Below are 24,672 nucleotides of genomic sequence, written 5' to 3' on the forward strand. Positions count from 1 at the left end.
ACTTTGATAACGAACACACGTACAAAAATGTCACACAAACATCCTGGACGGATTAAATAATAAACAAAGGAGATTGTTATGGCAGATAAGAAAGCGACCCTTCATGTTGAAGGTCAAGCGCCTATCGAACTGCCAATTATGGAAGGTGCCCTTGGCACGCCTGTAATTGATGTTCGTAAACTTGGAGCAAATGGTTATTTCACTTTTGACCCAGGTTTTCTTGCCACTGCATCCTGTGAATCTCAAATCACCTACATCGACGGCGGCAAAGGTATCCTTTTGCACCGTGGTTACCCTATTGATCAGTTAGCTAATAATGCTGATTATTTAGAAGTATGTTACATCCTTCTTTACGGTGAAGCCCCTACACGAGAACAATACGAGCAATTCAAAGTTACTGTCACTCGCCATACTATGGTGCACGAGCAGATCGCGAGCTTTTTCCACGGATTCCGCCGCGACGCACACCCAATGGCAGTAATGTGTGGTGTAGTTGGCGCTTTAGCAGCCTTCTACCACGATTCACTAGACATCAACAACGACACTCACCGCGAGATCACGGCTTATCGTCTACTATCGAAAATGCCAACGCTTGCTGCAATGTGTTACAAGTACTCTATCGGTCAACCATTTATCTACCCACGTAACGACCTAAGCTACGCGGAAAACTTCCTACACATGATGTTTGCTAACCCATGTGAAGAATACGAAGTGAACCCAGTGGTTGCACGTGCGATGGATAAGATCTTCACCCTTCACGCAGACCACGAGCAAAACGCTTCAACTTCAACGGTTCGTCTTGCTGGTTCTTCAGGTGCAAACCCATTCGCATGTATTGCCGCGGGTATCGCATCACTATGGGGACCTGCACACGGCGGTGCTAACGAAGCGTGCCTGAAGATGCTGGAAGAAATCGGCAGTGTTGACAACATTCCTGAGTACATCGATCGTGCTAAAGACAAGGATGACCCATTCCGCCTAATGGGCTTTGGTCACCGTGTCTACAAGAACTACGATCCACGTGCGACAGTAATGCGCGAAACGTGTCATGACGTTCTGAAAGAACTGAACATTGACGATCCTCTACTGGATGTAGCAATGGAACTTGAGCGTATTGCTCTGTCTGATGAGTACTTCGTATCTAAGAAACTGTACCCGAACGTAGATTTCTACTCAGGTATTATTCTGAAAGCGATTGGTATTCCTGTTTCAATGTTCACGGTAATCTTCGCACTTTCACGTACAATTGGTTGGATCGCTCACTGGAACGAAATGCACAGTGATCCACTGAACCGCATTGGTCGTCCGCGTCAGCTTTACACTGGTGAAACTCAGCGTAACTTCAAGCCTATTCACGAACGCGAATAAGAAGCTAGAAGCTAGAAGCTAGAAGCTAGAAGCTAGAAGCTAGAAGCTAGAAGCTAGAAAAATTAAGGGTTGATGCTTTCGCATCAACCCTTTTAATATTTTGGGAGTTATAAAGCGCGGTTTGAATCGCTTCGTCCATATTGGAGGCTCTATTCATAAGTACAGCCTCCGATTGGTTCTGCTCCTTTAGCGATTGTTAACCTTAAACTGGGTTGTCAATATCGATAAACTCAACATCCAAGTCGTGTTCTTTAGCTAACCACTCACCAAGAGCTTTGATACCATAACGCTCTGTTGCGTGATGCCCTGCTGCAAAATAGTGTATATCCATTTCTCTGGCTGTATAGGTAGTGCGCTCAGAGATTTCACCCGAAATAAACGCATCCAGACCATGTTTTACTGCTAACTCGATAAAGTCCTGCCCACCACCGGTACACCAACCTACAGATTCAATTATTTTATCCGCATTATCAGGCGAAATATGTAAAGGAGTACGACTCAGTACTTTTTCTATCTTGGCTGAGAAGTCTGCACCAGTCATCGGCTGTTTCAGACGACCAAACATTGCCACTGATTGCGGATGTCCTTCCAGACCACCTTCCACGTCAATATCTAGTAATCGTGCTAGCTCTGCGTTGTTACCGAGTTCAGGATGAATATCTAAGGGCAAGTGGTAGCCGAACAAGTTGATATCATTTTTGATTAGCGTTCGGATGCGATTCCCTTTCATTCCACGAATAGGCTCAGGTTCTCCTTTCCAGAAATATCCATGATGAACAAGCAATGCATCCGCCTTCAACTCAACCGCTTTGTTAATCAGAGCTTGAGAGGCCGTCACCCCCGTTACCACACGTTTAATGTCTGTTTTACCTTCGACCTGTAAACCGTTCGGTGCATAATCTTTGATGAGTTGAGGAGAAAGTTTTTCGTTAAGAATCTGTTCCAACTGTATATTGTTCATTGTGACTTCCAGTAACTGCACGATTTGCAAAGTGTATTGCAACTATATAAAGGATGCTAGTTTCAATCGGTTGCGGTTACAATAGCGTCAATTTTGTTTTAAAGGATCAGAGATGAATCAGCTACAGCGTTTTTACCATTGGATTGCCTCTTCACCATCTCTGTTTACGCTGACTCCGCCATTCGAGTCTCTGCAGACTTTGCCGGTACATCCCTTAAGTGACCCAAATTATCACGGTAACCCTAGACTCGGTTTTCTATACCAACATTTATGTACCGAACTTCTCGTCAATAGTGGTCGATATTCTGTAGAGCTAGAAGAAGTCCAAATCCATCGGGAAAATGGCCAGACACTTGGGGCCATCGATCTGATTTTGAAAAATGAAAGTTCGAATCAGTTAGAGCACTGGGAAGTGGCAATTAAATTCTATTTATTGCATCAAGGCATTTGGTACGGCCCTAACGCCCACGACCAGCTGGATAAAAAACTCGATCGCATGCTCTCTCATCAATTAAAAATGAGCAGTTCAACGCAATTTTCATCTAAGTACCCTGAATTAGACAATTTAACTGAGCATCTCCTGCTTCAGGGGAGGCTCTATATTAATCCATTTTCCACCGAGCCCATTCCCACACACTGCCTAGGCTATGAGATTGACACAACCCAAATATCAGGGTTTTGGTGCTATGAAAGCCAGTGGGAACTCATTGATGAGCCTTTATACCAGCTAGACAAACCTTTCTGGGCAACAGGTAGGCAAGATTTTGAGCAGCCAATTACCAAACCTGATGGCCGATTTGTCCACGCACAAACTGAGCAAGGGCAATTTTGGTTTGTGGTTCCAGACCACTGGCCTAACGGATAGCCAAATGAAGCGCAGTTCTCTCCATATAATGAGAGTTCTAACCCGGAAAAAAGAAAAGGCTGACACTCGGTCAGCCTTTTCTTAAGCTTAAGTATTTAATTTACAAGCCAGCGTCTGCAAACACTTGATTCACGATCTCTTGCGCTTCGGATTCAATATGCTTTAAGTGCTCAGCACCTTTAAAGCTCTCACAGTAAATCTTATAGATATCTTCCGTACCTGATGGACGCGCCGCAAACCAACCGTTATCAGTCGTGACTTTGAGGCCACCAATCGCAGCACCGTTACCCGGAGCATGCGTCAAGCGAGCAGTGATCTTATCTCCCGCCAGCGTCTCTGCTTTGACCATCTCTGCAGACAGCTTTTTCAGTACCTCTTTTTGAGGCCCACTTGCTACGGCTTGAATACGATTATATTGAGACTCGCCATGCTTAGCTGCCAACTCTTCATAATATTCTTGTGGGTTCTTACCAGTGACTGCCGTGATTTCAGCAGCTAGCAGACAAAGGATGATGCCGTCTTTATCTGTTGACCATGGTGTACCATCTTTACGCAAGAACGAAGCGCCTGCACTTTCTTCACCACCAAAGCCGAACTTACCTTGATATAAGCCATCAACAAACCACTTGAAACCAACTGGCACTTCACACAGTTCGCGGCCTAAGTCTGCCACTACACGATCAATCAAGGCACTGGAAACTAGTGTCTTACCGACTGCAACGTCACTTCCCCAACCTTGGCGATGGCGATATAGGTAATCAATGCACACAGCTAAGAAATGGTTCGGGTTCATCAAACCTTTAGGCGTCACGATACCGTGGCGGTCGTAATCAGGATCATTACCAAAAGCGAGAGCATACTCGTCTTTCAACGCCAACAGACCAGCCATAGCATAAGGTGACGAACAATCCATACGCACAACGCCGTCTTTATCCAGAGACATAAACTGGAAAGAAGGGTCAATCGCTTCGCTGACTAGAGTGAGATCCAAGTTATACGCCGCTGCAATTTGTCGCCAGTAGTCGATCCCACTGCCGCCAAGTGGATCAACCCCGATCTTGAGGTTTGCTTTTTGGATTGCATCCATGTCAATCACATTCACAAGATCGTCAACGTATGGCTTAACTAAGTCTTTCTCTGTGAAAAGCGCTGATGCTTTTGCTTCCGCTAATGGCATACGCTTAACACCTTGCAAGCCCTCAGCAATCAGGACATTTGCTCGATCTTGTATCGCCTGAGTCAATTCACCTTCTGCCGGACCACCGTGCGTTGGATTGTACTTGATACCACCATCTTGCGGCGGGTTGTGCGAAGGCGTGATAACAATGCCATCCGCCTTATCTTGATGTTTAAGGTTATGAGTCAAAATCGCGTGTGACACCCCTGGCGTTGGCGTGTAACCATTATCCTGCTGTACAACAACTTCAACACCGTTTGCAATCAACACTTCCACAACACTGGAGAAGGCAGGCTCCGACAGAGCATGCGTATCTTTGCCAACAAATAGAGGCCCTGTCGTTTTTTTCTCAGCACGCACCTCAGCTATCGCTTGAGCGATCGCCAAGATATGATTTTCGTTGAAGGTAGATTTGTCCGCTGTACCGCGGTGTCCAGAAGTGCCGAATTCAACTTTGTGCTCTGGATTAGCAGGGTCAGGTTGAAGTAGAAAATAGTTCGCGACAAGTGCAGGGATATTATGCAGATCCTGCTGTTGGGCTTTTTGTCCAGCGCGTGGGTGCATAGCCATTTTGACATCCTTTCTTAAAAATTATCAGAAACAAAAAAACCTCATAATACTCAGAGCTATTTGAACATTATGAGGTTTAAATCAGAATTCTTAAATTGAGTTCGTGACCTTCTCAATTAAATCAGCGGGGAAGTTCATTCTCGCCATCAACTGATCAACCATTTGGCGCTTGCGACTGGTGTTGTTGTTAGTAATCACCCAGAAAGGCGAGCCAGGAATCGCTTTTGGTTTTGTCGTGTTACCGCTCTCTAGCAGCGTTTGCTCATTGTTAGCAAAATACACACGCTTACGACCTTTGACTTGAGTTGCTTCTGAAAATCCCTGCGGGTCAATGCGGTTCAGAGTCGATAATACCAACATGAATCGATCGATGGCCTTTTTCAGACCAGCAAACTCATCAGAAATGAGCAGCGAGCGCATTGCTTTTACGCTGTCTACTTTCTCTTCTTTTGCAGCATCACGGCTTACCACAATTCCTTTAGGTTGTGCGGCTTGCACTACAGGTGTTGATGGTTGATTCTGCTCATCAACCGCGAGAAGGCGACGTAAAATGTCTGATGCACTTTCACCGATGTGTTGGGTTTGACCTGCGATGTAACGGTATAGATCCTCATCAACCTCAATTGTTTTCATTCGCTTTTCACAATCTCTATGTTTAAACTCTGTGGGATTATATACCCAAGTCCCCTCAATATGCGAGTTCCAGATTTGCTATCTGAAGCAGATCAATGGCCGAATGAGGCGCTACGTTAAACCAGTCACGAATATAGTAAAATGTCACAACTGCTCAACTACAAAATCGAAGGTGAGGGTCACACCATAGTTTTGATCCACGGCTTATTTGGCAACCTAGATAACCTTGGTCTGCTAGCCCGAGATTTACGCCAAGATTTTCAGGTGGTCAGCATTGATCTGCGCAATCATGGTTTGTCTTTTCAATCCTCTCAACACAATTATGAGTTGATGGCTCAAGACGTGTTAAACACGCTGCAACACCTTGGCCTTGAACGCTACATTCTGATTGGTCATTCGATGGGCGGCAAAGTGGCAATGAAATTAGCAGGGCTTGCCCAAGCTCAAGTTGAAAAACTATTGGTCTTAGATATGGCGCCAGTCGCGTACGGCCAACGTCGACACGATAATGTCTTTGCGGGCCTAAAAGCAGTACTTGAACAGAAACCGACTTCACGTAAGCAAGCTCTGGACATTCTTGCGCATCATATCGAGATGGAAGGCGTCAGGCAGTTTCTTGGCAAGTCGCTATACAACAATGGTGAGCATTTAGAATGGCGGTTTAACGTTGCCAGTCTTTGGGACAATTACTCTCAGATTCTAGGTTGGAATCCAATAGATAAAATCACCACTCCGACTCTGATGGTGAAAGGTGGAGACTCAGACTACCTCACAGCAGAGCATCAAGGTGAAGTGCAAAAACAGTTTGCCAATGTAAAGGCGCATGTCATCGCCAATACTGGTCACTGGTTACACGCAGAAAAGCCTCAGGAAGTTCTGCGCGCTATACGCAAATTTATCGCTTAAAAACAGAATGAGAGGTCTGTTGCGCCCTGCCCGTTAACTTTATCTTTTAACAGTGGTATAGTGCGGCGCAAGTAATCTGGCATAAAGGGATTCCATGCTTTACGACTATATGAACATGCTCGAGTCAATTGGTCTCGATTTACTTTTTGCGTCTATCTTCTTCTTTATTGGTATGGCGATAAAAGATGTCCTCAAAGCGGGGAATGTTCCACCTTTCGGTCGTCGTATAGTTTGGCTCGTTCTGTTCCTGGGCTGCGCTGGTTTTGTCGCTAAAGGCCTCATTCAGCTGAGCTGGGAAGGAACTGGGTTGGGTTGATCCCTCTTTGATTGGCCACAACAGAAAATAGTAAAGGTAACGAATCTATGGCAAGTGTAGGTATCTTCTTTGGTAGCGACACAGGTAACACTGAAGCTGTTGCAAAGATGATTCAAAAGCAACTAGGTAAACAACTAGTTCACGTACAAGATATCGCGAAAAGCAGTAAAGAAGATATCGATAACTTCGATCTTCTGTTGCTTGGTATCCCAACTTGGTATTACGGTGAAGCACAATGTGACTGGGATGATTTCTTCCCTGAGCTTGAGCAAATCGACTTCTCAACTAAGCTTGTTGCTATCTTTGGTTGCGGAGACCAAGAAGATTACGCAGAGTACTTCTGTGATGCAATGGGCACAGTACGTGATATCGTCGAAGCGAAAGGCGGTACTATTCTCGGTCACACTTCGACTGAAGGCTACGAGTTTGAAGCTTCAAAAGGCCTAGTTGAAGGTGATGACAGTATGTTTGTCGGCCTATGTGTTGATGAAGATCGTCAGCCAGAATTAACTGACGAACGCGTGAGCAACTGGTGTAAACAGATTCACGAAGAAATGTGCCTAGCCGAACTAGAAGGCTAAGCCCGAAATTTTGAAAAAACCTCCCTTGCGGAGGTTTTTTTATGCCACTTGTTCTTCACCTTCATCGTCTTCACGATATTGGGGCTTCTTACGAACATACAGTTTACGTTGGACTTCAGAGACGACATTGCCATTTTTGTCTTTGACATAAATGATGAACTCAGGGAAACACTTATCGCCGTTGGCCGTTTGACTTAAGATGTCATCAAGTAAGTCCTGAGGAACAATAAAGTCCGCATACAGATCGCTTTGTCCCGGTTTAATAAAATTGATACTCGCTTCTTTATCCCACACAAAATAGCGCTCACCTAAAATTCCCATCAGCATCAGCGAGTAGACAGGGTCAGTGAGAGAAAAGATACTTCCGCCATATTGGGTCCGATTGGCGTTCTTGTTCCACCAACGCAGTTTAAGTTTCATCTTTACCTGACGGAAATCTTCGCTGATGGAAATGATCCGAATCCCTGCCCCCCAGAAGGGCGGCCATATGTTAAGGGCAAATTTTACGATTCCGGGCTTGTATATTTTTGCCAGCGATTTATTCATTTTTCCATCCCTGAAAGTAGAGTGTTAACAACAAGATGTTAATTAATTGTAACTGGTCTGATGTGTTTTATCAGTGACGTTGCGCGAGTTTACAAAAAAATACTAGTAACCCTTTGAAGTTCGTGGTTTATTGTTATCTTGTACTACCCTATAATGATAGGAATATTGAACTCTGTTATTTACTGCAGATCATCAACAGGAAAGTATATGTCAGACAATAACCAAGCTCTTAAGGACGCTGGTCTAAAAGTTACCCTTCCGAGACTGAAAATTTTAGAAGTATTACAACAGCCGGAATGCCAACATATCAGCGCCGAAGAACTGTACAAAAAGCTTATTGATCTTGGTGAAGAGATCGGCCTGGCAACAGTATATCGAGTTCTGAACCAATTTGATGATGCAGGTATTGTCACTCGCCACCATTTCGAAGGCGGCAAGTCAGTGTTTGAACTGTCCACTCAACATCACCATGATCACCTTGTGTGTCTGGACTGTGGTGAAGTTATTGAGTTTGCCGACGACATTATCGAAGAACGCCAAAAAGAGATCGCTTCACAATACAATGTGATTCTGACAAACCACAGTTTGTATCTTTACGGCAAGTGCGCTGATGGTAGCTGTCGAGATAATCCAGACGCTCACAAGAAGAAATAATAAAACGCTCCCAATTGGGAGCGTTTTTTCTATGCGACGTTTTTTACTTGTTGAGAATCTTCACTGGCTTTGAGTTCACGTTCTCAGATGAGCGGAAATATTATGTCGCCACAAGACAAATTTTGAATAAAAAAATGCCCGTACGATGACGGGCATTTTCATTATCTAGTATTTATTAAACGAAGTTTATTTCGCTTCAATCTTAGCCCAAGTATCACGTAAGCCAACCGTGCGGTTGAACACTAGTGCTTCAGGCTTAGAGTCTTTCGCATCAGTGCAGAAGTAACCCATACGTTCGAACTGGTAACCTTTCTCCGCTTCAGCAGACACTAGGCTTGGCTCAACAAAACCCTTCATCGTAACTAGCGACTCCGGGTTGATTGTTTCTGCGAAGTTATCCGCCGCTGCTGGGTTAGGCACTGTAAATAGACGGTCGTATAGACGAATCTCAGCAGGAAGACCTTTATCAGCCGATACCCAGTGAATTACACCCTTCACTTTACGACCATCTTCTGGGTTCTTGCCTAAAGTATCGGCGTCATAAGTACAGAAGATTGTAGTGATGTTGCCTTCAGCATCTTTCTCAATGCGCTCAGCTTTGATCACGTACGCACCGCGCAGACGAACTTCTTTACCTAAAACAAGACGCTTGTACTTCTTGTTCGCTTCTTCACGGAAGTCTTCACGTTCGATCCAAACCTCACGAGTGAACGGTACTTCGCGCTCGCCCATTTCTGGTTTGTTAGGGTGGTTAGCTACGGTAAGTGTTTCCACCTTACCTTCATCGTAGTTTTCGATAACAATCTTAACTGGATCAAGAACCGCCATCGCGCGTGGCGCGTTCTCGTTAAGATCATCACGAATACAAGATTCTAGCGAACCCATCTCGATCATATTGTCTTGCTTAGTGACACCAATACGCTTACAGAACTCACGGATTGAACCAGGCGTGAAGCCACGACGACGCAAACCAGAAATCGTTGGCATACGTGGGTCATCCCAACCGTCAACGAGGTTTTCAGTCACAAGTTGGTTTAGCTTACGCTTAGACATCACTGTGTATTCAAGGTTTAGACGGCTGAATTCGTACTGATGCGGCTGGCAATCAATGGTGATGTTTTCCAGCACCCAGTCATATAGACGACGGTTATCTTGGAATTCCAGCGTACACAAAGAGTGCGTAATGCCTTCCAGCGCATCAGAAATACAGTGTGTGAAGTCGTACATTGGATAAATGCACCACTTATCACCTGTCTGGTGATGTTCAGCAAAACGTACACGGTAAAGAACCGGATCGCGCAGCACAATGAAAGATGACGCTAGGTCAATCTTAGCGCGCAGACACGCCTTACCTTCTTCGAAACCACCAGCGCGCATTTTCTCAAACAACGCTAAGTTTTCTTCAGGAGTACGATCACGATATGGGCTTGGCTTACCTGGCTGGGTAAGTGTACCGCGGTACTCACGAATCTGCTCAGGACTTAGCTCTTCAACATACGCTAAGCCTTTCTCAATTAATTCAACCGCGTAGCCGTAAAGCTTATCGAAGTAGTTTGATGAGTAACATACTTCACCATCCCACTCAAAGCCTAACCAGCTCACATCATTCTTAATAGACTCAACGTATTCGACGTCTTCTTTTTCCGGGTTAGTGTCATCAAAACGCAGATTACACTGACCCTGATAGTCCTGAGCAATACCAAAGTTTAAGCAAATTGACTTAGCGTGACCAATATGCAGGTAACCGTTCGGTTCCGGCGGGAAACGAGTATGCACGCTAGTGTGTTTACCATCCGCTAAATCTTTATCGATGATTTGGCGAATGAAGTTCGATGGACGAGCCTCAGCTTCACTCATCTATAGCACCTCAATTGTTTAGTATTGTCAGATAAAAGTTTTCTGGGACGGCTCTTAGCAATACCAGATATATAACGGCTAATGATCCACAATTCTTTGCAGTTACACAACTATAACCGCAGTTTAAATGGCAATAATTAGCAAATTGATGGGATTGTTTACAGGCTTTGCTCAGGAATTCATCAGTTCGACACTTAGGGGAAAATGCAAAAAGCCTCCCATGAAGGGAGGCTTTTGTCTTATCCAGTGTAATTCAATGTGATTATGGCAGTTTTACGTCAGATAAATCTTCGTTTACACCGATGGCTTTCATCTCACCAGCCACAATTTCTGCCAAAGGACCAAGAATAACTTGAAGGTTGTTCTCACCCAGTTTCACCACACCTTTAGCACCAAGTTTCTTCAACACATCTTCATTCGCAACTGAGCGATCCTTCAGCGTCAGACGCAGACGTGTGATACAAGCATCAATCGTTGTTAGGTTCTCGTGACCACCTAACGCTTTTAGGTATTGGCGAGCTAGATCACCTTTACCTGCGTCACCGCTTGCAGCAGCAGCCACTTCTGTATCGTCATCTTCACGGCCTGGAGATTTCAGGTCAAATGCGCGAATCGCGAACGTGAAAGTGAAGAAGTAAAGCGCACCAAAACCAAGACCAATCAGTAGTAGTGTGAATGGCTTAGTTGCTAGACCCCAGTTCAAGATGAAGTCGATTAGGCCCGCAGAAAAACCGAAACCATGCAGAGTACCGAACATGTTCGCTACAACCAGTGACAGGCCAGTAAACACAGCGTGGATTGCATACAGTGCAGGCGCTAGGAAAACAAACATGAACTCTAGAGGCTCAGTGATACCTGTAAGGAAAGAACAGAAACCAACTGAGAACAACGCACCGCCCACTTGGCTGCGCTTTTCAGCAGGAGCCGCTAGGTACATTGCAAGTGCTGCACCTGGTAGACCAAACATCATTACAGGGAAGAAACCGTTCATGAATACACCAGCGCTCTTATCGCCGCCGAAGAAACGGTTTAGATCACCAGACTTGATAGTTTCAGTTACTTCTTTCACTGTTGCTGTAATTTCTGGTGTTACAGAGTTAGCAAATTCGAAGGTGTGAGTCTGACCAGCAACTAGAGTCTTAGCAATGCTTGGGTCCACGCACAGCTGCTGTAGAGAAGGAAGAGCTTGACCTGCCGCCTGAGCACCTGTCACCAACACTTCTTGACATGTACCCATGCCGAACCAGAAGTAAGAGTTAAGTACATGGTGAAGACCAACAGGGATTAGCGCACGGTTTAGCGTACCGTAGACAAACTGACCAATCGCACCAGAAGTAGAAACTGCGTGCGCCAATGTATCTAGACCGCCCTGAATCGTTGGCCAAACAACGCCAGAAATTGCACCCGCGACAACTGCGAATAGGCCAGCCATGATAGGTACAAGACGTTTACCCGCAAAGAAGGCTAGCCACTCTGGAAGACGTGTTGCATGGAAAGCGTTGTATGAGTGACCTGCAATGATACCCGCGAAAATACCACCGAAGAATGACATGTTAACTGAAGCATCGATTGTCGTTGCTGTTGCAGTTAGAACAAAGTAAGCAACCGCACCTGCTAGACCCGCAGCGCCAGAGCCATCTTTAGACAGGCCAATTGCGATACCTAGACCGAATAGCAACGGCAGGTTACTAAAGATTGCGTTACCGGCTTGCGCCATGAACGCAATATCAAGTAGGTCTGGTTGACCTAAGCGTAAGAGCAAAGCCGCAACTGGAAGCGTTGCGATAGGTAGCATAAGAGCTTTACCTAACTTTTGCGCATATCCAAGAATATTCACCTTAAGTTCCCCCTATAGGATTTTGTATTTTGGCTGAGCTACTTTTTTTAGTCGCTCAATTTAGTCCTGCTCAGTTTATGCCATTAATTTTGCCCCGCAAATTAAAACCTTATCAATTGTGATCATAATCACCAGAAAATGGCATAGTTCAAGGATTTTGCTAGCGAGATCATAAAACTTATTTTACAATACAAAAAAATAGCAACACACACGCAATATTCACGGTATTCTTAAGATGTACTCATCAACATCACGCTGATAGAGCAAGGGGTTTACCAGATTTCGTATCGGTTATCTTCTCTATACTCAGCAGGCTTTTAGATGAGGATAAAACTAATTTCATATAGAATATTTTCTGCTTGCTAAAGATATTTTGCGACCTAATTGAAGCTCACAAATAAAGTATAAAGATACGTAGTAAATGTTTCAGTTGGACGAATAGAAGTATTAAAAATCAAACTTATAAGGATTAGCTAACCATGTATGCGCTAACTAACTGTAAGATCTACACCGGCAACGACGTACTTGTTGACCACGCAGTAGTCATCAAAGACCAACTGATAGATTCAGTATGCCCGGTAGCTGACCTTCCTCAAGACCTTGAAATTATTGATTTAAATGGCGCAAATGTCAGCCCAGGCTTCATTGACCTACAACTGAATGGTTGTGGCGGAGTCATGTTCAATGATGAAATCACGGCTGAAACAATGCAGGTTATGCATAAGGCGAACTTAAAGTCGGGCTGTACCAGTTACTTGCCTACTCTTATTACATCCTCTGATGAAGATATGCGCCAAGCGATTGCAGCCGCGCGCGATTATCATGCGCAGTATCAAAATCAATCTCTGGGTTTACACCTTGAAGGCCCATATTTAAACGTAATGAAAAAAGGTATCCACAGTGTGGATTACATCCGCCCTTCTGACGACAGCATGATTAACTTCATCTGTGAAAACGCAGATGTCATCACTAAGGTTACACTGGCTCCTGAGCATAACGCCCCAGAACATATTCAACAGCTTAAGGACGCAGGCATCATCGTTGCTATTGGTCACACCAATGCGACATATGCTGAAGCAAGAAAAGGCTTTGAGTCAGGCATTACGTTTGCCACACATTTGTTCAACGCCATGACCCCAATGGTGGGCCGCGAGCCAGGCGTAGTTGGCGCTATTTACGACACACCTGATGTCTATGCTGGCGTCATCGCGGACGGGTTCCACGTCGATTATGCAAACATTCGTATCGCTCACAAAATTAAGGGCGAAAAATTAGTATTAGTGACAGATGCCACAGCTCCTGCAGGCGCTGACATGGATTACTTTATTTTTGTTGGTAAGAAAGTATATTACCGAGATGGTAAGTGTGTTGATGAAAACGGCACACTAGGCGGCTCAGCACTGACAATGATAGAAGCAGTACAGAACACCGTTGAGCACGTCGGTATCGCTCTGGATGAAGCACTTCGTATGGCAACCTTATACCCTGCGAAAGCAATCGGGGTCGAAGAACAGCTAGGCCGAGTTAAACAAGGCATGGTTGCAAACTTGGCCATATTTGATCGTGACTTCAAAGTTCAGGCGACGGTTGTTAATGGACAATACGAGCAAAGTTAAGAATGAATGGCGGACAAATAGGTAACGTAGACTTAGTAAAACAGCTAAACAGCGCAGCAGTTTACCGGCTGATTGATCAGCAAGGGCCAATATCGCGAATCCAAGTCGCTGACGTCAGTCAGTTGGCACCTGCGAGCGTTACAAAAATTACCCGCCAACTACTCGAACGCGGCCTTATCAAAGAGGTCGCTCAACAAGCCTCTACTGGTGGACGCCGAGCAATCTCACTAACCACAGAAGTCGAACCCTTTCATTCTGTCGCAGTGCGTTTAGGTCGCGATTATATTCAGTTCAGTTTGTACAACCTTGGTGGCAAAGAACTTGTATCCGAATATCAAGAGTTCTTCTACACCACTCAAGAAGACTTAGTCGACGGTCTGACTTCTCACCTAAAAAGTTTTATTCAATCTAACCAAACCGTGATCAATCAATTGATTGCGATTGGTGTAGCCTTGCCTGGCCTAGTCAACCCAGAAACTGGGGTTGTCGAATATATGCCTAATATCAGCATCGATAACCTCGCGTTAGCGGAGCTGATCGAAAACACCTTCCATGTTCAATGTTTCGTCGGTAACGATGTGCGCGGAATGGCACTTGCTGAGCATTACTTTGGTGCCAGCAAAGATTGCCAAGACTCAATCTTAGTCAGCGTTCACCGCGGTACAGGTGCAGGTATCATCGTTAATGGTCAGGTTTTCCTTGGCTTCAATCGCAACGTCGGAGAAATTGGTCATATTCAAATAGACCCTCTTGGTGAGCAATGCCAATGCGGAAACTTTGGATGCCTAGAAACAGTGGCCGCTAACCCGGCGATCGTTGATCGAGTGAATAAGTTGATCAAGCAAGGTTATGAATCAAGTTTGACCGAGCTCGAAACCATCACCATCCAAGACGTTTGTGACCATGCCAATATGGGTGATGAGTTATCTAAGCAGAGCTTAGTTCGTGTTGGCAATCAGCTTGGTAAGGCTATTGCTATCACGATCAACTTGTTCAATCCGCAGAAGATTGTTATCGCAGGGGACATCACTCGCTGCGAAGAGATTATCTTTCCAGCGATTCGTCGCAACGTGGAAAACCAATCATTGACCACCTTCCACAGCGGCCTGCCTATTGTGGCTTCAGAAATTGATAAGCAGCCTACCATTGGCGCCTTTGCAATGATAAAACGTGCGATGCTTAACGGCGTTTTGTTACAAAAATTGCTCGAAGATTGATCTAGTAAGCAATCAGTTGAGCTACAATAACGGGTTACAATATGTAGCCCGTTTTTTATTAGGACAAGAATAAGAATCATATGGAACTCATCTTAATCTCTGCCGCATTTCTGGCCGGATTCATAACGCTCAAATGCAACTTGCCACCTTTAGTTGGCTTCTTACTAGCTGGTTTTGGTTTGCATGCTGTCGGCTTCGAGAGTAACGACACCATAGTGACATTGGCTGATCTTGGCGTCACTTTGCTGTTGTTCACCATTGGTTTAAAGCTCGATATAAAAACCCTGTTGTCTAAAGAAATTTGGGCTGGTGCAACTCTACATAACCTTTTATCTACTCTACTTTTTTGCGCTGCCCTATTCTGTTTTAAATTTCTCGGTGTCAGCTCTCTAGCCAGCATGTCAATTGAGCAATTATTGTTGCTTGGTTTCGCTCTCTCTTTCTCCAGTACCGTATTTGCCGTTAAATCACTGCAAGAAAAAGGCGAAATGAACTCAACCTACGGCACGATGGCCATTGGCATTCTAGTCATGCAGGACATCTTCGCAGTAGTCTTCCTGACAGCTTCAACTGGCAAGCTACCTGAGTGGTACGCCATTGCACTCTTTGCTCTGCCATTATTGCGCCCTGCTTTTTATAAGATGCTCGACTGGGTTGGCCACGGTGAAATGTTGGTCCTATTCGGTATTTTCTTTGCGCTTGTCGTAGGAGCTGGGTTGTTCGAGCTTGTAGGCATGAAACCTGATTTGGGTGCTCTGATTCTAGGTATGCTTCTCGCTGGGCACCATAAGGCCTCTGAGCTGTCCAAATCGCTATTTAACTTGAAAGAGCTATTTCTAGTTTGTTTTTTCCTTAATATCGGACTCGCAGAACAGCCAACCATGTCAGGTTTTGCTTTAGCAATCTTGTTCCTGCTATTACTGCCTTTGAAAGGCATCCTGTACTTTGTGGTACTCAACGCGTTTAAATTCCGCGTCAGGACCTCACTTTTGACCACCTTAAGCCTATTTAACTTTAGTGAATTTGGCCTGATCGTAGGTGGACTGGCCTTTAAAATGGGCTGGATGGGAGGCGACATACTCGTCGCTTTAGCATTGGCAGTCTCGATTTCCTTTGTTCTGGCATCACCACTTAATCGTAAAGGTCACGAGTTATACCGCCGCTCTGGTCGTTGGTTAAAAGAGCATGCAGCAGAAAAGCTCCACACACGAGATCAGCTTATCAATCCGGGGAATGCGCAAGTGCTTATCCTCGGCATGGGACGCATTGGTACAGGTGCCTACGATGAGCTGCGTGCGCGCTACGGCAAAATTAGCTTAGGTATCGAGGTAAGAGACGATGCAGCACTCCAGCATCAAGCGGAGGGTCGTAACGTCATTGCAGGTGATGCGACCGACCCAGACTTTTGGGAGCGCATTCTCGATACCGCCAACGTAAAATTGGTTCTTCTCGCTATGCCTCATCACCAAGGGAACCAAATTGCACTAGAGCAGTTACAGAAAAAAGAGTTTAAAGGACAAATTGCTGCTATTGCTGCCTACCCTGACCAACTCGAAAGCCTGAATGAAGGAGGCGTTGACGCTGCGTTCAACATCTACAGTGAAGCAGGCAGCGGTTTTGCTCGACATGTGTGTGAACAGCTAAAACCAATCTTCAATACCCCCTAATTTCTCTTTTATAAAGGCAGCGCTCACGCTGCCTTTTTCTTTATTGACACCTCAAATCGTTCAAAAAACGAACCAAACATAGATTTCATTCACCATGCAGCGTTTAATATTAGATAAAATTTAACAACAACCTTATTGGTTAAACTTTTTTATCAGTGACTGTTGATTTTTTTAATCAAAATGGCAAATTGAAGTCAGCAGATTAAATAAGGTTTATAAGGAAGTTGTATGTGTTCTATCTTCGGTATTCTAGACATCAAAAGTGACGCTCAAGCTCTTCGCCCTGTAGCGCTAGAAATGTCTAAGAAACTTCGTCATCGTGGCCCTGACTGGTCAGGTATCTACTCTTCAGAAAAAGCAATTCTAGCTCACGAACGTTTAGCCATTGTCGGCTTGAACAGTGGCGCACAGCCGCTGTACAGCGCCGATAAGAAACACATCCTTGCTGTAAACGGTGAAATCTACAACCACAAAGAAATCCGTGCGCGCTATGAAGGTAAGTACGATTTTCAAACCGACTCTGACTGTGAAGTCATCCTGGCGCTTTACCAAGATATGGGCGCCGACCTTCTCGAAGAGCTCAACGGTATTTTCGCATTCGTTCTATACGATGAGGAGAAAGACACATATCTAGTGGGTCGTGACCACATTGGTATCATCCCTCTTTACCAAGGTTACGATGAGCACGGGAACTACTATGTGGCTTCTGAAATGAAAGCACTGGTGCCAGTATGTAAAACCGTCAGCGAGTTCCCTCCTGGTTGTTACTACGGCAGTGGTGATGCAGAGCCTAAGCGCTATTACATCCGTGACTGGAATGAATACGCGGCAGTTCAAGGCAACTCCACCAGCAAAGAAGAACTGACTGAAGCGCTAGAAGCGGCGGTTAAACGCCAGTTAATGACTGACGTACCTTACGGTGTGCTACTTTCTGGTGGTTTAGATTCTTCAATCACTTCTGCCGTTGCAAAACGCTTTGCTGCAATGCGTATCGAAGATGATGATAAGTCCGAAGCGTGGTGGCCACAACTGCACTCATTTGCAGTAGGTCTTGAAGGCGCTCCAGATCTGAAAGCAGCACGAGAAGTGGCAGACAAGATCGGTACGGTTCACCACGAGATGACCTACACGATTCAAGAAGGTCTCGATGCCATCCGTGACGTTATTTACCATATTGAAACCTATGACGTAACAACCATCCGTGCTTCTACGCCTATGTTCCTAATGGGTCGTAAGATCAAAGCAATGGGCATCAAGATGGTGCTTTCCGGTGAAGGTGCTGATGAAATTTTCGGTGGTTACCTCTACTTCCACAAGGCGCCAAACGCGAAAGAGTTCCACGAAGAGACAGTACGTAAACTTCTTGCTCTCAACATGTTCGACTGTGCACGTGCAAACAAATCACTTGCAGCATGGGGCGTTGAAGGTCGAGTGCCTTTCCTAGATAAAGAATTTATCGATGTGGCAATGCGCCTAAACCCAGAAGATAAGATGTGTGGTAACGGTAAGATGGAGAAACACATCCTGCGTGAGTGTTTCGAACACTACCTACCAGATTCAATCGCATGGCGTCAGAAAGAGCAGTTCTCTGATGGTGTCGGATACAGCTGGATCGATACACTCAAAGAAGTGGCTGAAGCAAAAGTCTCTGACCAGCAAATGGAAACGGCGGCTTACCGCTTCCCTTACAACACGCCGACCACAAAAGAAGGCTACGTGTACCGTGAAATCTTTGAAGAGCTATTCCCGCTTCCATCAGCGGCAGAATGTGTCCCTGGTGGCCCATCAGTAGCTTGTTCTTCAGCGAAGGCGATTGAATGGGACGAGTCATTCAAGAACATGGCTGACCCATCAGGTCGTGCTGTACAAAGTGTTCATAACGACTCATATTAATCAAGATAAATTCAAGAGAGGCTCATTGAGCCTCTTTTTTATTGCACTACAAACGTATTCAATCACTGAAGCACAACCCGTTTGCTCACTTCCCAATCGCCTTCTCTCAGCACCACCTACTTCTGTTTGCTTTCTAATATGACAGCGTATTGTAAAAATAATAACCTCGATTTTGGAAACTAAGTTTGTAGCACGTCATTTTTTAAACAATCCAGAAAAATATCTCTTTTATATCAGCAACTTAAAACAGAACCATAAATAAAGCTTATAATCCAAGCCATTGCAGATATATCCACTAAGGAGTATACGTAACAACAAATAAAATTCTTTAATAACAATCATTAGTAATACTTATGACAAACCAACATCAACAATTTTTTGGCCACCCTCGTGGCTTATTCCTTTTGTTCGGTACCGAGCTTTGGGAGCGCTTTTCCTACTATGCAATGCGTGCAATCCTTGTTCTTTACCTTACAGATGCAACACTTGACGGTGGTTTAGGCTGGTCGACTAAAGATGCTTTGGATCTCTACGGCATCTATACTGGACTCGTTTACATCACTCCACTTATTGGCGGATGGCTAGCCGATAACTACCTCGGACAACGCCATTCTATTCTTATTGGTGGCGCTTTAATGGCCGTCGGCCAATTCACCTTAGCCATGCCAGCAGATATGTTGGGGCTAGGTACTGTACATACCTTTTACCTCGGCCTTGCGCTTTTAATTGCGGGTAATGGCCTATTTAAGCCAAACATCTCAACGATGGTGGGTGACCTGTATCAGGAAGGTGACAATCGTCGCGATGGTGCATTTACCATTTTCTACATGGGCATTAACTTAGGTGCGCTGCTAGCGGGCGTCATTGCAGGTTCTGTTACTGATGAATTTGGCTGGAAATCTGGCTTTATTGTCGCGGGTATCGGTATGCTTATTAGCCTGGTTATGCAGATGACTCTTGCTCAGTCATGGCTTGGAGACATTGGCCGCGAGCCAGCTGCCAAGAGAGATTTGGCAATCAAAAAATCCTCTAAAAAAGAGCCACTGACGAAAGAAGAATTTGACCGCATCAAAGTTATTTTAGTGATGAGTCTGTTCACTATTGTCTTCTGGGCTGGTTTTGAGCAGGCGGGTGGCCTGATGAACATCTACACCCAGCAGTACACAGATCGTATGATTGGCGGCTTCGAAGTGCCTGCGGCTTGGTTCCAATCCCTCAACCCATTCTTCATCATTACACTTGCTCCTTTGCTTGCGGTGCTTTGGGTTAAGCTCGGTAAACGTGAACCTAACTCACCAGTCAAATTTGCACTCGCTATGTTCTTCCTCGCACTTGGCTTCCTATGTATGGTCGGTGCCGTGATGGAGCAAGGTGGCGACACCACTGTCAAAACCTCCATGCTATGGCTAGTTGGCGCTTTCTTCTTCCATACCCTCGGTGAGCTTTGCTTGTCTCCAATCGGTTTGTCATTAGTGACTAAGTTAGCCCCACTCCGTCTGGCCTCTCTGATGATGGGCGCGTGGTTCGGCTGTAATGCGATTGCTAACTATGTTGCTGGCTATGTTGGCTCACATGTTGGCGAACTTGGCGCATTTGCTATCTTTAGTGGCATCGCGGTAACCGCGATCATATCTGGTGTCATTTTGCTCTTGTTCTCAAACACACTAGTTCGATGGATGCACGGCGCAGAATCGCCAATCAGCAATGCTGAGCAAATCGAAGAGCAGCAAACTCAAATCGCTTAGTCGCTGCTTCAGATATAAAAACGCCCGGCCAATAAGTGGCCGGGCGTTTTTGTTTGCTTTTCTCTCTATCGGAAAGGGAGAGAAATCATTTCACGCTAGTCACGCGGCTTGTCTTCTCGCCTGTTGCAGATACAGTGCGGATAAACACTTCACCTTTCACATTTGGACGAGCGTCGTCAGCGTAAGTTAGCCAGTTGTCACCATCTAGAGAGTATTGAAGCTCAACACCTGGGAACTGAACGTTCATTGAAAGCGTTCCATCTTCTACTTTCGCACCTGGTACAGGTAGGCGGTAGTCGATACCTGCTTTTTCTAGCTTCGCCAGTTCACGTTGTCCAAGTACGTTCGCAAAGCGGTTGTAGTCTTGGTTTAGCGCAGCTTTGTCTACTAGGTTAGAGTTTTGCGAGTATTCAACACCCACTTTGTAGTCGTTTTCCCAATCAGCGCGGTGCCATGCACGCTCAGCGGCTGCTAGCACGCGAGGGAATACCATGTACTCGTATTGCTCATCGTTACGTACTGTCTCAGACCAAAGCTGTGCTGATAGACCGTAGAAAGGTTTCGCTTCGATTTCACCTTTACCATTGAAGCCATTGCCATCACGGTCTACAGAAGTTTCTGCGTTCTGAGGCATGTTCTCTGGTGCAAAACCAAACATCTTACGAGTGTCTGTTGCACGCGTTGCCCAGTAGTAGCCACGCTCTTTCGGGTCAACTTCGTATGGCATGTCCATGTACACGTAGTCTGGGTTAGAAACGATCACGTCGTAACCTTTCTTAGACCACTCGTACACGGATGATGTGCCACCCCAGTAAAGAACGTCCCAGAAGTTAACACGTGTATTTTCTGTTGCGAACGCTTTCTCACCTTCACTGTATTTAAGACCATCTTGCCAAGCTTGGAAGTTTGGAATGCCCTTCTCTACCATAATCTTAGACACTTCTTCTGCAAAGTGGCTTGGTAGATGAGCAAAGTCGCTTACTGTGCCGTCTGCAATTAGCGTCTGACATTGTGGAGATTGTGCGAATGGCTTGTCTTGTTTAGACAGCTCAATCGTACCCTTCCAGCTTACTTTGTCTTCTGCGTTCACATCTTGGAAACCAGCGCCTAGCTTGATGTTTTTCGCTTCGTCACCACCGAAGTGCCATGTGGTTAGCGGCGTACCCGCTTCTTGGTGCATTGCTGCCACTTCTGAAATCACTTTATCAACAAAACGAGTTGAAGATTCCATACATGGGTTGATGAAGCTTTGCTTGTTGTAGAACTGAACCGTGGTTACGTTCGATGTATCTTGAGGATCCATCAGGCGGTACTCGTTCGCTTCTGCTTCTTTACCTTCTTCCATTAGGCGGTCGTAACGTGCTTCCATTGATACCACTGCTGCACGAGCGTGCGCTGGCATATCAATTTCAGGAATCACTTCGATGTTACGCGCTTTCGCGTACTTCAAGATGTCCACGTAGTCTGCTTTGCTGAAGAAGCCAGAACCAAAGTTGTCTGTCGTTGCACCTGAGCCAAGCTGAGGCAGTAAACAGCTTTTCTCTTCCAAATCGAAACAACGGTTAGCACCCACTTCAGTCAGCTCAGGCAGACCCGGGATTTCTAAACGCCAGCCTTCATCATCTGTTAGGTGAAGGTGTAGTTTGTTCATCTTGTACGCTGCCATTTGGTCTAGCGTTGCAAGAACTGCGTCTTTAGAGTGGAAGTTACGAGCCACGTCCACCATCACACCACGGTAATCAAAACGCGGCGCATCTTTAATAGACAGTTGTGGTAGAGAATCAGCATTTTGGCTATCTACCAGGCCAAAGATAGATTGTACTGCGTAGAAAGCACCTGCTTGGTCAAACGTTTTAATCGCAATACCGTCGCCTTTGATGCTCATTTCGTAAGCACCAGATTTTGCTAATTCACCGGTGAAGTCTGCAGGAACAACAGTGATGCTTACAGGAAGATCACCACGAACATCCACACCTACCACTTCTGCACGATCTTGAATTGCCGCGTATTGAGTCGCATCGAATGCGTCTTTAGGCAGAGCGATACCCGCCGCGATATCTACTGTGCCTTTACCTGCTTCAACAGACAGTGGCGTTGGTAGTAACGTAGTTGATACATCTTGTTTTGCTAGGTCTTCGTTCTTCTCGAAACGAGACACCGCGTTTGCAAATACGTTGTTGTCATCTGGCGTACGTTTTAGGTTGTTACCCTCAAGGCCAGTCACGAAAGATGCAACGTCTTCTGTGTTAAGAGAAGCGATCATCTTAGGCTCTGCGTTTGGCGCAGCAACGAACGCACCCGGCATGAAGTCTGTTTCAAATAGCTGCCAGTATTCGCTTACCAGCGGAAGTGTCACTTCTTCACCCGCCGTGAAACCATCAAACTTATCGGTTGGTTCTAATTTGTGCAGGTCACCCGTTACGCGAGAGATTTTGAACTGCTCGTTGTCTACATCCAAAATCAGACGAATACTGTGGAAATAGATCGCCCAATCTTTTGAGTCAACCGCTTCACCTTGGCTAACTAGCGTCATGTTTACTTTGTTACAAGACGCCCACTCAGCGCCCATGTCTTGACATGCAAGACCTTCATTTGCGCCGTGGTTAGTCAACACTTCATATTGAATATCAAGATTACTGGCGAGCGAATTAACAACACTTTGCTCATTAGATTGAAACGCAGCGCAACCTGCTAGTGATGCGACAACCGATACCGCGATCAGACTTTGTTTAAACATCTTACTTACCCCAACACGTAAATAGAGCCGAAAAAGTCAGCTCGAAAACTAAGAATAGAAACAACATATCTCGATTTATTTTTAGTCGTAAAATTAAACTCTAGTGAAAGTGATCGTGTTCAAAACTCAAGATTTATAAAAACAAAATGATATTTAAAAACAAAAACTTACAATCTACGTTAAAATCAACACAAATCATTTGACGGTATTACTGAGAATTTGATCGCACCTATTCATAACAACAACAAATGAATTAGGACTTAGATCACAAGACAGCAATCATCCGATTACGCTAAGCTAGGATGTAAAATAGAAAAGTGTGATTTTAGACGCAGTTTGCTCTCGTTAAACCACGTCAAAACCTAACCATTTCAACAAATTTTCCGTAAGGCGACAGACCCTATGTATAAATTTTGTCTACTGTTTCTGACTCTGGCCATCTCAACCTCCTCTGTAGCAGAACCTCTCTACTGGCAGGCTCAGAAGGGGAAACTCAACTATTTAATTCTGGGTTCAGTGCATGTCGGAGATGAAAGCATGTACCCACTGCCTCAAACTATCACTGAACGGCTTAAGTCCAGTGACGGGTTAATCATGGAAACAGACATACGCAAAACACAAGGGGTCAGCTACCCGCCTGTAACAATACAGACCAAAGATGTCCTGAGCCCTGCACAGCAAAGCGAGCTTAAAGGGATAGCTAATCTACTTAACATGGACCAACAACAGTTGATGCTGTCCCCGCCATGGGCAACCGCGCTGGCATTACAGATGAAACAAATCGAGTACCTCGGCTACCAGGCAGCTTATGGCATCGATACTCATTTGATGTACAAAGCTACTCTCCAAGACATTCCCGTTATTAGTTTGGAGTCGATTCAGTTTCAGATTGATTTACTTACAGGACAAAAAGAAGCGGGTAAAGAGCTATTGGTTAGCGCTATTGAAGAGTTTGACCACTCAGAAGATGCCACTCACTGCCTGATAGAAAGTTGGAAAGCGGGTGATTTGGATAAGTTGAATGAATTCGCCAGCCTGACAGAAGTGTCTCCAGAGTTTCAACAGAGTTTTATGACCCAGAGAAATATCGACTGGGCGAAACAAATGTCAGAACCAAGTTGGTCCCCCAAACGCAAGGGCTCTTACGTGATGGTTGTCGGTGCATTACATCTGATTGGTGAGCAAAGTGTTTTGAACTTGCTCAAAGACAGCGGTTTTAAGATCTCACAGCTTTCGCAGAGTAAGGCCGCGAACTGTGAATTTGAGTATTAGTCGTTGTAGCAATAAGTTTGCTGTTGAAAAGAGAAAAGCCCGCTCAAATAGCGGGCTTTCTTATATATGCTCGTGAAGAGCCAGGCTCTAACATCAGACGAACCTTACTCGGGTTCTAATCCTGTTATCCATGCTCTAAAATGACGAAAGCCTGCTTTAGAAGCAGGCTTTCTTAATGTGGTCGGTGAAGAGGGATTCGAACCCCCGACCCTCTGGTCCCAAACCAGATGCGCTACCAAGCTGCGCTATTCACC

At 45.2% G+C, this 24,672-nt stretch carries 19 protein-coding genes; 12 read left to right on the forward strand and 7 right to left on the reverse strand.

Features of this window, described 5'->3' with window-relative positions; translation table 11 throughout:
• The first annotated feature begins 78 nt into the window (after positions 1-78).
• A complete protein-coding gene (locus QMA41_RS06470; protein ID WP_006959582.1) occupies positions 79-1,368 on the forward strand; it encodes a citrate synthase in 1,290 nt (429 codons plus the stop codon).
• Between the two features lie 202 nt (positions 1,369-1,570).
• Here QMA41_RS06470 and QMA41_RS06475 read toward each other — a convergent pair whose 3' ends face one another.
• Positions 1,571-2,329 (reverse strand): Nif3-like dinuclear metal center hexameric protein, encoded by a 759-nt coding sequence (locus tag QMA41_RS06475; protein ID WP_281629141.1) that lies wholly within the window; start codon positions 2,327-2,329, stop codon positions 1,571-1,573.
• A gap of 112 nt (positions 2,330-2,441) precedes the next feature.
• On the opposite strand from QMA41_RS06475, the gene QMA41_RS06480 reads away from it, so the two are divergent.
• Positions 2,442-3,194, forward strand: a complete 753-nt coding sequence (locus tag QMA41_RS06480) for a DUF1853 family protein (RefSeq protein WP_021456484.1) — start codon at positions 2,442-2,444, stop codon at positions 3,192-3,194.
• A gap of 100 nt (positions 3,195-3,294) precedes the next feature.
• Here the strand turns inward: QMA41_RS06480 and pgm are convergent, their stop codons facing one another.
• Together pgm and seqA are read right to left on the reverse strand one after the other, a co-directional pair.
• Complete coding sequence (gene pgm / locus QMA41_RS06485) at positions 3,295-4,941, reverse strand: phosphoglucomutase (alpha-D-glucose-1,6-bisphosphate-dependent) (RefSeq protein ID WP_281629142.1); 1,647 nt, start codon at positions 4,939-4,941, stop codon at positions 3,295-3,297.
• A gap of 90 nt (positions 4,942-5,031) precedes the next feature.
• Positions 5,032-5,574, reverse strand: a complete 543-nt coding sequence (gene seqA / locus QMA41_RS06490; RefSeq protein WP_006959587.1) for a replication initiation negative regulator SeqA — start codon at positions 5,572-5,574, stop codon at positions 5,032-5,034.
• Positions 5,575-5,715: 141 nt separating this feature from the next.
• Here seqA and QMA41_RS06495 point away from each other — a divergent pair, with 141 nt between their 5' ends.
• From QMA41_RS06495 to fldA, 3 genes are all read left to right on the forward strand, one after another.
• The gene (locus tag QMA41_RS06495) at positions 5,716-6,480 is read left to right on the forward strand and encodes an alpha/beta fold hydrolase (RefSeq protein WP_006959588.1); all 765 of its coding nucleotides are present in this window, start codon (positions 5,716-5,718) and stop codon (positions 6,478-6,480) included.
• Between the two features lie 94 nt (positions 6,481-6,574).
• Positions 6,575-6,796 (forward strand): DUF2788 domain-containing protein, encoded by a 222-nt coding sequence (locus QMA41_RS06500; RefSeq protein ID WP_006959589.1) that lies wholly within the window; start codon positions 6,575-6,577, stop codon positions 6,794-6,796.
• A gap of 47 nt (positions 6,797-6,843) precedes the next feature.
• The gene (fldA, locus tag QMA41_RS06505; RefSeq protein ID WP_281629143.1) at positions 6,844-7,377 is read left to right on the forward strand and encodes a flavodoxin FldA; all 534 of its coding nucleotides are present in this window, start codon (positions 6,844-6,846) and stop codon (positions 7,375-7,377) included.
• 39 nt (positions 7,378-7,416) lie between these two features.
• Here fldA and QMA41_RS06510 read toward each other — a convergent pair whose 3' ends face one another.
• Entirely contained in the window at positions 7,417-7,923 is a 507-nt protein-coding gene (locus tag QMA41_RS06510; RefSeq protein ID WP_038156581.1) for a DUF4442 domain-containing protein, read from the reverse strand.
• A 207-nt stretch (positions 7,924-8,130) separates the two neighbouring features.
• Here QMA41_RS06510 and fcrX point away from each other — a divergent pair, with 207 nt between their 5' ends.
• Positions 8,131-8,577 carry a ferric iron uptake transcriptional regulator FcrX gene (gene fcrX / locus QMA41_RS06515; protein ID WP_006959592.1) on the forward strand — a complete coding sequence of 149 codons (447 nt, stop codon included), beginning with the start codon at positions 8,131-8,133 and terminating at the stop codon, positions 8,575-8,577.
• Positions 8,578-8,763: 186 nt separating this feature from the next.
• Here the strand turns inward: fcrX and glnS are convergent, their stop codons facing one another.
• Positions 8,764-10,434, reverse strand: coding sequence for a glutamine--tRNA ligase (glnS, locus tag QMA41_RS06520; protein WP_045986226.1), 1,671 nt, complete (start codon positions 10,432-10,434; stop codon positions 8,764-8,766).
• A gap of 262 nt (positions 10,435-10,696) precedes the next feature.
• Positions 10,697-12,271, reverse strand: a complete 1,575-nt coding sequence (nagE, locus tag QMA41_RS06525) for an N-acetylglucosamine-specific PTS transporter subunit IIBC (protein WP_281629144.1) — start codon at positions 12,269-12,271, stop codon at positions 10,697-10,699.
• A gap of 479 nt (positions 12,272-12,750) precedes the next feature.
• Here nagE and nagA point away from each other — a divergent pair, with 479 nt between their 5' ends.
• The 5 genes from nagA to QMA41_RS06550 all read left to right on the forward strand — a co-directional run bounded on the left by nagA (position 12,751) and on the right by QMA41_RS06550 (position 20,409).
• The gene (gene nagA / locus QMA41_RS06530) at positions 12,751-13,887 is read left to right on the forward strand and encodes an N-acetylglucosamine-6-phosphate deacetylase (protein WP_171353260.1); all 1,137 of its coding nucleotides are present in this window, start codon (positions 12,751-12,753) and stop codon (positions 13,885-13,887) included.
• 2 nt (positions 13,888-13,889) lie between these two features.
• Positions 13,890-15,104 carry an ROK family protein gene (locus QMA41_RS06535; protein WP_006959596.1) on the forward strand — a complete coding sequence of 405 codons (1,215 nt, stop codon included), beginning with the start codon at positions 13,890-13,892 and terminating at the stop codon, positions 15,102-15,104.
• An 80-nt stretch (positions 15,105-15,184) separates the two neighbouring features.
• Complete coding sequence (locus tag QMA41_RS06540; protein WP_281629145.1) at positions 15,185-16,771, forward strand: cation:proton antiporter family protein; 1,587 nt, start codon at positions 15,185-15,187, stop codon at positions 16,769-16,771.
• 228 nt (positions 16,772-16,999) lie between these two features.
• Positions 17,000-18,664: an asparagine synthase B gene (asnB, locus tag QMA41_RS06545; protein WP_281629146.1), complete on the forward strand. Its 1,665-nt coding sequence runs from the start codon at positions 17,000-17,002 to the stop codon at positions 18,662-18,664.
• A gap of 353 nt (positions 18,665-19,017) precedes the next feature.
• Complete coding sequence (locus QMA41_RS06550; RefSeq protein WP_038156571.1) at positions 19,018-20,409, forward strand: peptide MFS transporter; 1,392 nt, start codon at positions 19,018-19,020, stop codon at positions 20,407-20,409.
• Between the two features lie 85 nt (positions 20,410-20,494).
• Here the strand turns inward: QMA41_RS06550 and QMA41_RS06555 are convergent, their stop codons facing one another.
• Positions 20,495-23,146 (reverse strand): beta-N-acetylhexosaminidase, encoded by a 2,652-nt coding sequence (locus QMA41_RS06555; RefSeq protein ID WP_281629147.1) that lies wholly within the window; start codon positions 23,144-23,146, stop codon positions 20,495-20,497.
• Between the two features lie 402 nt (positions 23,147-23,548).
• Here QMA41_RS06555 and QMA41_RS06560 point away from each other — a divergent pair, with 402 nt between their 5' ends.
• Entirely contained in the window at positions 23,549-24,418 is an 870-nt protein-coding gene (locus QMA41_RS06560; protein WP_281629148.1) for a TraB/GumN family protein, read from the forward strand.
• The last annotated feature ends 254 nt before the right edge of the window (positions 24,419-24,672 follow it).

Origin of the sequence: Vibrio sp. St2 (assembly GCF_947311885.1) — a bacterium.
Classification (GTDB): Bacteria; Pseudomonadota; Gammaproteobacteria; order Enterobacterales; family Vibrionaceae; genus Vibrio; species Vibrio coralliilyticus.